This is a genomic window from Paenibacillus sp. 1-8, assembly GCF_056316205.1.
This window is the reverse complement of the sequence record NZ_CM149995.1, coordinates 2394188-2408312: the sequence shown is the minus strand read 5'-3', so window position 1 is coordinate 2408312 and position 14125 is coordinate 2394188. Positions and strand designations below refer to the sequence as shown.

The 14125-nt window shown below is 51.7% G+C and carries 1 protein-coding gene (only partly in view); it reads right to left on the bottom strand.

Features of this window, described 5'->3' with window-relative positions:
- Positions 1-14125 carry the start of a non-ribosomal peptide synthase/polyketide synthase gene (locus tag AC0WRU_RS11200; protein ID WP_476128330.1) on the bottom strand. 28151 nt of this gene lie to the left of the window's left edge, so the window shows 14125 of its 42276 coding nt (coding positions 1-14125); its start codon is at positions 14123-14125; the stop codon falls past the left edge of the window.

Sequence of the window (14125 nt, the reverse complement as noted above, 5' to 3'; positions counted from 1 at the left end):
CCAGATCAAACGTCGCCTGTTCAAAATACACTCCTGATTCTGCGTTCATCAGACTATGGAACAGCATACCCTTCTGCATCGGCGTTAACGGATACACATTCTCCAATTCCCCGACCGCCTGTGTCTGCTCGACAATCGTGTCTAATTGCTCCAGTGTCAGACCTTTTAGCAGTACATCGCTCGGAGTCAATTCGGACCGTTCCCGCGTGACACAATGCTCGATCATTTCAAGCAGGTTTGCTTTTAACAGATCAGCCAGCATTTGGACTGTGTCCTGACGGAAGGCCTTGCCGTTATACCGAATGTCCAACTCCAGGATGCCGTCCGTTACGATCCCGCCCACATCCAGAGCGTATTTCATCTCCGTCCGATCACTAACGACCGATCCAATGGGGTAAGGAGACATGCGAATATCGCTGTTTTGCAAATCCTGATCAAACTGTCCCAGATAGTTAAAGCTCACTTGTGGATCGGCGTAACCTCCATCTGTTTGACCAACGTGCAGAGCATCTTCTTGATGACCAACGGCCTGGCCGGATTCACTCAGATGTCTCCACATACCGTAGCCAATTCCTTTATTCGGAATATGACGCAGGCTCTCTTTGACCTGTTTGATACGTCCAGACAAAACTTGTTCACGACCGATGTCCAGCAGCACCGGATATTGACTCGTAAACCAACCCACCGTACGAGAAATATCCGTATCCGGCAAAATGTCCTCACGTCCGTGTCCCTCCAGATTGATCAGGCTACGTTCATGACCGGTCCAAGTGTACAGCATCATGCCCAAAGCAGTCAGAAGCAGGTCGTTCACTTCCGTGTTATATGCGCGGTGCGCCTGCTTCAATAGCCGTTCTGTCTCTTCTTTCGTAAGCTGGACGACCACTGTATCTGTGTCAGCCAAGGTAAATTTGCCATCCTGCGCTTGATCCTCAGGCAACCGTGCTTGCTCAGCCAAAGCGGACGCGTTCAATTGCTCCCAATAGGCGTGTTCACTTTCCATTGCCGGACTATTCGCATAATTGGAAAGACGTTCAGACCAGGAACGGAAGGAATCCGTTTTGTCAGGCAACTGAAGCACTTCTTGATGGACGGCTTGTTCATAGGCTGTAGCCAAATCCTCAAACAAAATACGCCAGGATACCCCGTCCACGACCAAATGGTGAATCGCCATCAGGAGATGATCTCCATCTGCACAATGGAACAAACCCGCTTTAAAAAGTGGCCCTTCTTGCAGTTGGATACTGCTTTGAATTTCACTGGTTTTCGCCTCAATTGCCGCGCTGAGTAAAGCTTCATCCGTCAAATCCCTAAAGTCCAGCACGTTCAGGTGATACAGCTCGCCTTCCTGTAATCCGCGGTTCCATGCTTCATAGCCTTGCTCGGTCTTGCTGAACACCATCCGCAGAGCATCATGATGCTCTGTCAGTTTGTCAAGCGTCTGACGCAGTGCGGATTCGTCAAAGCCCTGCTCCCGGTGCAGCATAACCGCCTGATTAAAGTGATGCGCGTTCACTTGCTCCTGTTCTGCAAACCAGTATTGTATCGGCGTAAGCGCCACTTTCCCCGTAACCTCGCCTTGCTCGGCTGTTCTCTTCCCCGCCAAACGCAGATGCGGAGCCAGCTCCTTTACGCTCGGATATTTGAACAAGTCTTTCATATCCATCTTGTATCCGGCTTGAAGCAACCGGGAAGAGAACTGAATCGCCTTGATCGAGTCGCCGCCCAGATCGAAGAAATTATCCAGTGTGCTGATTTGTCCAGCGCCGAGTACCGTTTGCCAAACATCTGCCAACGCCTGTTCTGCTGCTGTTTGCGGTGCCACATACTCGATTCCGGTCTGAAGTCCGCCTTCCGGGGCAGGCAGTGCTTTGCGGTCCACCTTGCCGTTAACCGTCAGTGGAATCTGCTCCAGATGAAGGAAATAAGACGGTACCATATAACCCGGGATTTCCTGAGCAAGCTGATTTCTCAGCTCCCCTGTATTCCATTCCCGATCAGAGGTGTAGTACGCGCACAGTACCTTTTGTCCAAACTCATCTTCACGTGCCAGCACAACAGCTTCCCGAATGGAATCCATATTTAACAACTGAGTTTCAACTTCGCCCAGCTCGATCCGGTAACCGCGAATTTTGACTTGTTGATCAATCCGTCCCGCGTATTCCAATGTGCCATCTTCACGCCAGCGAACAAGATCTCCCGTGCAGTACAAGCGATCTCCGTCCACCCACGGATTGGAAAGAAATCTCTCAGCCGTCAGCTCAGGACGGTTCAGGTAACCACGTGCGACTCCATCTCCGCCGACAACCAGTTCACCCCAAGCTCCGACCGGCTGGAGATTAAACGCTGTATCCACAACATACGCCGTCGAATTGCGAATAGGACGTCCGATCGGCACAGAATCAAGCTGCTCTTCCGTAATAGGATAAGCCGTCGAAAAAGTTGTATTTTCCGTTGGCCCATAGCCGTTAATTATGTTCATGTCCGGATTATCACGTAGCACCCGGTTAATATGCGGTGCAGACAGCACGTCGCCTCCGACCAGCAAATACTTCACATCTCCGAACAATTGACTGTCCTGCTGCGAAAGCTGATTAAATAGCGGTGTGGTCAGCCACATCATGGTGATGCGATGATCCCGTATTGTCTCCTTAAGCTTAGCTGCGTCCAAAAGATCATCCTTATGCACGAGTACAAGCTGACCGCCGTTCAGCAGCGCGCCCCAAATTTCAAACGTAGACACATCAAATACAAACGCGCAAGTCTGCAACATTCGGATCGATTCATCGAACGGCACATAATCCGTATTACGCACGAGGCGTACAACACTTTGATGCTCAACAACTACGCCCTTAGGCTTGCCTGTTGAACCCGAGGTATAAATAACATAAGCAGCATGATCACCCGCTCCATCTATCCCCAGATTGGAATGATCCTCACTGTAGGACTGATCATCATTCAGATTGACAATCTGTCCGTCAAAATAGCAACGGTCCAGTAAATCCTGCTGAGCCAGCAGCAGTTTGGCTCCCGAATCCTCCAGCATATAACGGATACGGTCTTCCGGATATTGAGGATCTACCGGCACATACGCGCCTCCAGCCTTCAAAATAGCCAGCGTTCCTGTAATCATATCCAGCGAACGCTCCGTCAGAATACCGACAGGCTCATCGGCCTTCGCCCCGGCGGCCCGCAGTGTATGCGCTAATCGGTTAGCCCTCTCATTGAGTTCCCGATAGGTCAATGATTGATGGCCCAAAGCTACAGCAATATGATCCGGCGTGCGCTCAGCTTGCTCCTCAAACAGTTTTTGGATCGTCAGATTGCGCGGATATGCAGAAGCGGTGTCATTAAACTCTCCTGTAATCTGTTGTTTTTCCGCCGCTGTAACCAATTCCAGCTCCTCAACGCGAACATTCGGGTTGAGCGAAATTTGCTCCAGCAGACGCGCAAAATGTCCATGCAGACGCTCAATGCCTGTTTGATCAAAGCTGAGCGTGTTATACATAAAACGAATCTTTATGCCTTCTCCCGGCATCACGACGATGTTCAGATCGTAGTTGGTTTGCTCTGTAGCCACCACGTTCGAAATCGTGAATTTATCCTGGCCATCGCTTCCCAGTTGCTCTACCTGCTGCTCCACCGGATAATTTTCAAATACCATAATATGGTTGATCAAATCCTGCTTCTGCTCGGTCAGTGCCTGAATTTCATACAGCGGGAAGGCGTCATAGGCATTGGAGGCCAGCGCCTGTCGCTGCGTTCGTTTCATCAAGTCTACAAAGGTCTCGTCCTTTTCAGACTGCACGCGCACTGGAATCGTATTAATGAACAATCCGATCATGTGCTCCACACCCGGAATATCGCCTGGACGACCGGACACAACACTGCCGAACACGACATCCGGACTGTTGTTATATTTTTGCAACAGAACGCCCCATACCGTCTGAATCAGCGTGTTGATCGTCACTTGATTTTGCTTCGCCACACGTTCAATCTGAGCGACCAGCTCCGGCCGGAAGTCACATTCCAGTTCTCCGGCAATATATTCCCCGGCCTGCATAGATTTGGGCTGTGTTTTTTGCTGCGGAAGCGTAATTTGCTGCTCATAATCCGCCAGATACCCGCTCCAGTATTGCAGGGCCGCCTCACGATCCTGACGCTCCAGCCATTCAATAAAGCGACTGAACGGCGTAACAGGCTCCAGCACTGGCTCTTGAACCGCACGAAGTGCCAGATAGCTACCAAATACCTCCTGTGTCATAAAAGACAAGCACCAGCCATCCATCAAAATATGATGGAAGCTCCAAATAAAGTGGTACGCTTCATCCCCGGTTTGCAAAATAGAGACACGAATGAGTGCATCCTCAGCGAGACGGAATCCTTTGGCTTTATCCGCAAGGGTAAAAGCTTCAACACGAGCTTCACGTTCCAATTTTTCTAGTCCGCGCAAGTCTTCGTAGTACAATTCTCCGCTGCGATTACGGAAAACGACCTGCACAGGCTCATCTTTCCATGAACTGATAAAGTTCGTCCGCAACGCCTCATGACGCTGTACGAGCAGATCAAAGCTTTTGCCGAAAGCAACCACATCAAAACGTCCGTTCAACTCAAAGGTTGCCTGCTCAAAATAAGCTGCCGAATTCTCATCCATCAGACTGTAGAAGAGCATGCCCTTTTGCATCGGTGTTAAGGCATACACATTTTCCAGCTGACCCATTTCTCGCGTATCTTCCACCAATTGCTCCAGCTCATCCAGCGTTACGTTGTTTAACAGGACATCACTTGGTGTCAATACCGTTCTTTCCTGGGCGACACAATGATGAATCACCTCACGCAAGCCGGATGCCAGCAGCTCTCCAAGCCGTGCAATCGTTTCATGACGGAATTGCGTTGTGCCGTAACGAATAGTGAAGATCAGCTCGCCATCCTCGATCACTCCATTGATATCCAGCGCAAAATCCATAGCCGCGTTTATGCTGACAGGCACACCGATGGAATAGGCGGAAGGCTCCAGATCATTGCCTTTATAATCCTGATCGAATTGGCCCAGATAGTTAAAGCTGATCTCTGGCTCGACCTGCAATTGCACGCTTGCTTGCGCGAAAGCATCTGCATTTGACAGGTATCGCAAAATACCGTAGCCAATGCCTTTTTGCGGAATATGACGCAGCCCTTCCTTCACCCGTTTGATCAAACGAGCGGTATTTCCGCCTTGTCCCAGACTTCCATCCAGTACAACCGGGAACTGGCTCGTAAACCAGCCGACCGTCCGCGTAATATCCACATCCGGTACAACGGCTTCCCGTCCATGGCCTTCCAGGTTGACCAGCACCCGTTCGGAACCAGACCAGTCATACACGGCTTTGCCGAGTGCAGCCAGCAACAGGTCATTCATTTCCGTGTTATACGCGCGGTGAGCCTGCTTGACTAACAGATCCGTTTCCTGCTTCGTCCAGCGGACAGTAACAACCTCACTGTCTCCAAGCAAGGCATGATCGTTGGCAAAATCCTTCGGCAAAGGCTTCGCGAGGCTGGCTTCTGCTTGGTCGATATGCTGCCAGTATGCAAGCTCCCGCTCTATCGTCGCACTATTCGCGTAGGCTGACAGCTGTTTGGCCCAGGTCTGGAACGAATCTGTTTTATGTGGCAGTCGAATGGCTTTGCCCGTTTTACCTGCAACGGCCTGCTCATAACCGGATGCCAAATCCTCCAGCAAAATACGCCACGATACGCCGTCCACGACCAAATGATGAATGACCATTAATAAATGGTCGCCCTGAGCGCATTGGAACAGACCGAGCTTCACAAGCGGACCTTCGCTCAAATGAATGCTGGCTTGAATTTCACTCGCCTTGGCTTCCACAGCGGTGGATTCGTCTTCAACCCCGCTGAAATTTACAATTTCCAGTGTATATAGCTCGCCTTCCTCTACACTGCGGTTCCAAGCGGTGTAGCCATGCTCCGTCTCGCGGAATACGGTACGCAATGCATCATGATGCTGGACAATACGTTCCATGGTGCAGCGCAACGCATCTATGTCAAAGCGCCCAGCTCGATACAGCATCATCGCCTGGTTGCTGTGATGCAGGTCCACCGGCTGCTGCTCGAAGAACCACCGTTGAATGGGTGTCAGCTCCACTTTGCCTGCTACATCTTCCTGACTGGCGATCTTGCCATCTGTGCGAAGCAAAGGACTGAGTGACGCTACCGTCGGATTGCTGAACAGGTCCTTCATATCCAATCGGTAGCCTGCTTGCAGCAATCGGGACGATACTTGCAGCGCCTTGATCGAATCGCCGCCCAGTTCGAAGAAGTTATCTTGCGTACCCACGGCTTCCACGCCGAGCACTCCGGCCCATACCGAAACCAATACCTGCTCGACCGTGGTACGCGGTGCCACATAGGCTGCACCCGTATGGATACTTCCTTCCGGTTCCGGCAAGGCCTTTCGGTCGATTTTGCCGTTGCTGGTCAGTGGTATCGTCTTCAGTCGCATCAAACGTGCAGGCACCATGTGCGCTGGCAGCCCTGCTTCCAGCTGTGCCTGTACCTCCTCGATCCGCAGCTCGGATTCTCCGGTGATGTACCCGCATAAATACTTGTGTCCACGCTCGTCCGTCCGGTCGATCACTACCGCTTGACGCACACCCGGCACGCGCTGGATCGCCGTTTCAATCTCGCCCAGCTCGATCCGGTAGCCCCGGATTTTGACTTGGTAGTCCATCCGGCCGATAAAGTCTACATTCCCGTCCGGCATCCACCGCGCCAAATCGCCTGTGCGATACAGTCGTTCACCTGGCACGTACGGGTTCGCCACGAATTTCTCCGCCGTCAGGTCCGCACGGTTCAGGTACCCTCTGGCCACCCCGGCTCCGCCAATGCACAGCTCGCCCAGTACGCCAATCGGCACCGGATTCAGCTGGCTGTCCACGATGTAAAACCGTGCGTTCAGCCACGCCTGACCAATCGGCACACTGCCGCTGCCCGGCAGCTTCGACAGCTCTTCGTCATAGAAGCTGGAGTCGATTGCCGCTTCCGTGACGCCGTAGCTGTTAATGATGCGAATGTCTGCACCAAACCGTTCTTGCAGCACCCGGTAATCCGTCACGCTGCAGCTGTCCGAGCTGGTGATCAGCAATTCCAGACTGCTCATATCTAGTCCATGTTCATGCACATGCTGCATAAACGGTACGATCAGGGCCGGAGTCGATTCGAACACCGTAATTTGGTAATCGTGAATCCAGCCGTACAGACGGCTTGGATCAATCCGGTCGTCTTTCGGACAGATGACCATCGTTCCGCCGTTATACAATGCCCGCGCGATATCGCCGACGAACACGTCGAAGGAGAAGCTTGCCAGTTGCAGCAATCGTACCGGAAACTGGTTCAGACGGTAATCCCGGCGATACGCCGCAGCCGTATTCACCAAGCTGCGATGCTCGATCATGACCCCCTTCGGACGTCCCGTTGTACCGGACGTGTAGATCACATACGCCAAGTCCTGCGGCTCGTTGATGTGTTCGACATCCGTGGTATCTCCGGTGTACAGCGACTCATCGTCCAGCGCCAGTACGGTGTGCAGTCGCAGTCCCTTTGCGGATTCGGATGCTGCTTCGCTGTCAAACTCCGAATCTGATTTCAAGCTTAAGCCTCCATTAAGGCTGTCTCTTTCCATCGTTTCAGCGCCAGCCGCTGTTTCCAACTCGCCCTCAGACTGCCCTCCGGCCAAGGCCTGTCGGCTTTCCTCCAGCCAACCCTGTGCACGCTCCCGCAAGCCGGTTTGCGTCAGCAGCACCGTCGCGCCGCTGTCCTCCAGCATAAAGCGGATACGCTCGAACGGATAATCCGCATCCAACGGTACATATGCACCTCCAGCCTTCCATACCGCCAATACGCCGACCAGCATGTCCACCGAGCGCTCACTCAAAATGCCAACAATGGACTCGCGCCCAATGCCTTCATTCCGCAGTCTTCGAGCCAGTTGGTTCCCACGCTCGTTCAGCTCGTGGTACGTAAGCTGCCGCTCCTCGTATACAACCGCCACGTGATCCGGCACAAGCTGCGCCTGTTCTTCCACATAGGCGTGGAACAACCATTCTGATTCCTTTGCATCACTCCACGCAGATACGCCTACAGAACCAAAACCGTCGATGATTTTCGCTTTTTCCGCAGCAGTTACCAGCTCAAGCTCATCCACCAGCGCATCCGGTCTGTTTATCGCTTCTTCAATAATATGCAGCAAATGCTCACGGATTTGCTCTACAGCTGCGCGTTCAAACACCTGCGCGTTGTATTCCAAATAGACATGGATTTCATCGCCCGGAACAACCGTAATGTTGAAATCATAGTTCGTTTGCTCCGACACGGAAGCATTTGCAATCGTAAAGCCATTCGTGCCACGGCTGCCCATTTGCTCCATGCGCTGTTCCACTGGGTAGTTTTCAAACACCATAATATGGTTCACCAGGTCCTGTTTTTGCTCTGTCAGGGCCTGAATTTCATACAACGGATAGGTTTCATAGTCACGGGAAGCAAGCGCCTGCTCCTGTATCTGCTTCATTAACGCAGCAAACGTAATATCTCTCTCACTGTGAATCCGTACAGGAACCGTATTAATGAACAATCCAATCATTTTATCGATGCCCGGAATATCCGCTGATCTGCCGGATACAACACTGCCAAATACAACATCCCGACTGTTGTTATACCGTTGCAGCACAACGCCCCACGCTGCTTGCAGAAGTGTGTTGACCGTCACTTGCTTCTGCTTGACCAGCCTGTTCATCCGTTCCGTCACTTCACGACCCAGCGTAAACGAAAGCTTATCCGCTTCATATCCCTTGACGTGACCGTCTAGTTTCTTCGCCTGCGGCAGCACTGTTTGCTGCTCGAAACCAGCAAAATAGTCACTCCAGAACCGTTCAGCCTCTGCGTTGTCCTGCCGCTCCAGCCATTCAATATATTCACTGTATGGCGTTACCGGGGCAAGCTCCGGCTTGCGGTCTTCGAGGATGGCAAAGTACGTATTGAAGGCTTCCCCCACAACCAGGAACAAGCACCATCCGTCCATCAAAATATGATGGAAGCTCCACACAAAACGATAGGACTCCTCGCCTGTACGTAAAATAGACACCCGCATCAGCTCGCCTGAGCTGAAATTAAACCCTTCTACCTTGTCACGCTCTGCAAAATCGGCAATGTACGCGTCCAGTGCCTCTTGCTCCAGTGAACGTACATCTTCAAAACGGAATCCGGCATGTTTGTGGCGGTACACCACCTGTAAAGGCTGCTCATTCCATCCGCTATAAAAATTCGTTCTGAATATTTGATGGCGCTCCACCAGCTGATTCAAGCTTTCGGCAAAAGCCTCCACTTGAAAGCTGCCTTGCAGATCAAATGTCGCCTGCTCAAAGTACGCCCCGGATTGCGGCTCCATCAAGCCGTGGAACAGGATGCCTTTTTGCATCGGTGTTAACGAATAAATGTTTTCCAGCTCTCCCGCAGCAGCCGTCTGCTCAACAATATGATCCAGCTCTCCAGCCGTCAGTCCTTGGAAGGATAAATCGCTTGGTGTCAGCTCCGGCAACTCTTTTGCCACGCAGTGAGCCAGTACCTGACGCAAGCTCTCCTGAAGCAGATCAGCCAGCTTTTTGATTGATTTTTTCATGAACGTTTTGCTGCTGTAGCTGATCGTCAGTTCCAGCGCACCGCCCGTGATCATGCTGTTCATATCGAGGGCATACCGTTTGGTCAGTGTGTCACTAATGGATGCCCCGATGGAATAGGGAGACATGCGAAATGCATTATTCTTCAAATCCTGATCGAATTGTCCGAGATAGTTAAAGCTGATTTCCGGCTCGGCGACAAAAGCGGCTTCCCCTTCCCCACCAGCAGACAGATATCTCAAAATCCCGTATCCAATTCCTTTATGCGGCAACCGACGCAGCCCTTCCTTGACATTCTTGACACGCCGTCCCACATTCCGGTCCTCATCCATATCAAGTACAACCGGGAATTGGCTGGTAAACCAACCGACCGTACGTGTCATATCCACGTTCGGCAAAATAGCTTCCCGCCCGTGCCCCTCCAGATTTACAAGCACCTGACGGATGCCTGCCCACTCATGAATGGCGGTGCCCAGAGCTGTCAGCAGCAGGTCGTTCGCTTCCGTATTGTAGGCCCGGTGTGCCTGCTTCAAAAATTGCTCTGTTTCTTCGACCGTCCATGCCACGGTCAGTGTGCGGTCATCTCGTAGCTGAGGCTTGGCCTCGGATTTGCGAGTGTAATCCTTGGGCAAAGCTGCTTGAGTGGCTCCAGCTTGCTCAATCTGCTGCCAATACGCACGCTCCTTCTCCAAAGCCGAACTGTTCGCATAAGCTGATAGCTGATCCGCCCACAGACGGAAGGAATCCGTTTTATTGGGCAAACGGACAGACTCGCCCCGTAAAGCCTGCTCATAGCCGGCTGCCAAATCCTCCAGCAAAATACGCCAAGACACACCATCGACCACCAAATGGTGGATCGCCACCAGCAAATGATCTCCATCGGTGCAACGGAACAGACCGAGCTTTACCAAAGGGCCTTCATTCAGACGAATACTGCTTTGAATTTCGCTGGCTTTGTTCTCCAGCAAATGAGCAAAATCAGGCTCATTTGTAAAATCCACCACTTCGAGACTGTACAGTTCTCCTTCTTGTACGCCACGGTTCCATGCTTCATATCCACCGTCTGCATTCTGACGGAATACGATACGCAAAGCGTCATGATGCTCGACAATGCGTTGCAGTGCCTGACGAAGCGCCGTTTCGTCCAAACGATCCTCACGGTGCAGCATTAAAGCCTGATTATAGTGTTCAGGCTTGGACGGCTGCTGCTCAATGAACCAGTGTTGAATCGGTGTCAACGCCACTGTTCCACTGACTTCTCCTTGATCAGAAACGCGGCTCACCCGCTGCACCCGTCCATTCAGCTCAGCAATCGTCGGATACTGGAACAGCTCCCTCATTTCCAGCTTGTAACCATTTTGCAGCAGTCTTGAAGACACCTGGATGGCCTTAATCGAGTCGCCCCCCAGATGGAAAAAATTATCTAGTACGCCAATATGCTCGATACCCAGTACAGATTGCCATACCGATACCAACGTCCGCTCCACATCAGTTCGCGCTGCTACGTAATCCTCACCGGAATCCACGCTTCCCTCCGGTTGCGGCAACGCTCGACGATCCACCTTGCCATTCGGTGTCAACGGCAATTGCTCCAGCTGCACGAAATACGACGGCACCATGTAGCCCGGCAATTCTTGGCTCAAGGCGCTTCGCAGCTCGTTTGCCGCAATATCCGCATGGGTCACCACATAAGCGCAGAGCTGCTTTTGACCCTGCTCATCCTCACGTGCAGTGACGACGGCTTCACGCACCGCTTCCAGCTTCAACAGCTGCGCTTCCACCTCGCCCAGCTCAATCCGGTAGCCCCGGATTTTCACCTGCGCGTCAATTCGTCCTTTGTACTCCAGCGTTCCGTCTTCACGCCAGCGTACCAGGTCGCCCGTACGGTAGCAGCGTTCTCCGCTACGGAACGGGCTGTCTACGAATTTCTCGGCCGTTAGATCCGGACGATTCCGGTATCCACGTGCCACCCCGTCGCCGCCGACGATCAGCTCACCCCATGCCCCGACAGGCTGAAGCTGCATGGAACGGTCCACGACATACGCCGTCGAGTTATGGATCGGACGCCCAATCGGCACCGCTTCCAATTGCACGCTGGCAATCGCATGAGCTGTAGAAAAAGTTGTATTTTCCGTCGGGCCATAGCCGTTGATAATCCGCAGGGACGGATGAGCCTCCAGTACCCGGTTAATGTGCGGTACGGACAGCACATCACCACCGACGAGCAACTCTTGTACCCCCTCGAACAGCTCCAGATCCTGCTGGGAAAGCTGGTTAAAGAGCGGTGCAGTCAGCCACATCGTTGTAATACCGTGGCTGCGTACGGCTTCTTTAAGCTTCGGCGCGTCCAAAATGACATCCTGACTCACCAGCACGAGCTGTCCGCCATTCAGCAGCGCACCCCAAATTTCAAAGGTGGACGCGTCAAAGACAACAGCCCCGGTCTGCAAAATGCGCGTGTCAGCATCCAATTGTGCATAGTTTGTATTCTTCACCAGACGCACAACATTGCGATGCTCTACCATAACCCCCTTGGGCTGTCCGGTCGTGCCCGAAGTGTACATAAGATAGGCCAGTCGATCCCCAAATTTACCCGCTTGTGAAACCTCATTTTTCAGATTTGTATAAAGGGTATAATCCGCATGATAAGCCTCGTTTTGCTCCCATTGTACGGTATTTATGTCTTGAGAATCCTCTGTCCCATATACGCTGGCATCACTCAGATCCAGTACGAGTCCGCTGTAATCCTCCGGTTGCTGTTCCGCACGCTGCACCAGCAGCAGCTTCGCGCCTGAATCCTCCAACAGGTAACGTACACGTTCGGCCGGATAATCAGGGTCAATCGGCACATATGCGCCGCCCGCCTTGAGGATCGCCAACATACCGACGATCATATCTGTGGAACGCTCAGCGACGATACCTACAGTTCGCTCGGCAGTAACACCGTACCCGCGCAGCGTGTGAGCCAGTCGATTTGCTTTTACATTCAGTTCGCCATAGGTTAAACGGGCGTTTTCGAACACAACCGCTGTCTGATCCGGTGTACGCTCCGCCTGTTGCTCGAACAGTTCATGAATGCCTGCTTCAAGTGGATATTCCACCGCTGTAGCATTGAATACGTCCACGATTTGCGCCCGTTCTTCCTCACTGATCAGCGACAATTCCTGTATCCGCTTGTGTGGTCCCTGCACCATATGCTCCGCCACACTCAAAAATTGTCGAATAATTCGAGCAATCTCCTGCTCACTAAACAGCTCGGTACGATAATCCAGGTACAACACAAGACGATCGTCATCCAGCATTTCGACCATGTGAATATCGAAGTCGTTCACCGTATCTCCGCAAAAATCGTTATCCACCTGCTGAATCGCTTCATCAAATCGGGAGAAACTCAGTGTACGGTACTGAATGGAAGCGCCAAACAGACGCTGAATGTCCATACTGCTTTGCTGTTCACGCAAATCCTGAATAATTTTGTTGTACGGGTAACGCTGATGCCGCAAAATTGACGCCTGCTCCTTACCCACACCTTGCAGGAAGGTCAACAACTCGGATTCCGGTTCGACCAACAGACGCGTAGCTACGGTGCTGACGAACATGCCAATCGTATCCTTTTCCTTCTTAGACGTACGATTGGCATAGAGTGTACCCACGGTTAAGTCCTGCTCTCCCGTCACTTTATGCAAATAAATATACAGAGCGGCCAGGAAGAACGTAAAAATACTGATTTTATGCTCCTCGCAAAAAGCCGTAACACCACGATACAATTCATGCTCCAGTATAAAGCTCTCCCGGCGTGCAGCCGTGCTCAGTGTCAGCGGGTTATACGATTTTAAGCCTGTGGTCTCTGGCAAATCGGCAAACTTCTCCGTCCAGTACGTCTTATCCTTTTGATAGCGGTCAGATTGCTCATAGCTTTGCTCTACCTGAATGAAATCCAGATAAGGATTGCCTTTGGTCGGTGTATCTTCACCTGTGTCGTGCACAATGTTCATATAATGCGCGGTAATTTCATTAACTGCCTGATTCATGGACACGCCGTCCGAAATAATATGGTGCATTTTAAAATTAAACCAGGTTTCTTCTGCCCCCAACTGCAAAATAACAAATCGGTACAGTTGCGAATCCAGCAATGAGAACGGCTGTGGATTATGACGCTTTAACCATAGATCAGCTTCCTCCGGGGTAACTTGGAGCGTTTCTATGCTTTGCGTCGTAAACGGCTCTACATATTGATATGGAATACCATCCTGAGCCGTGATTTTGATACGAAAAGAATCGTTTTGCGCAATTACCCGGTTCATTGCTTGCTGCAATGCATCTATACGAACAGTTCCCCTGATTTTTACAGTTGCAATAATCGTCGACGTGTTCCGATTGGGATACAGAAGCTCCGTATACCAAATGCGTTGCTGTGGCTGGCTTAATGAAAACAATTGAACATCATGCTGGGTCAT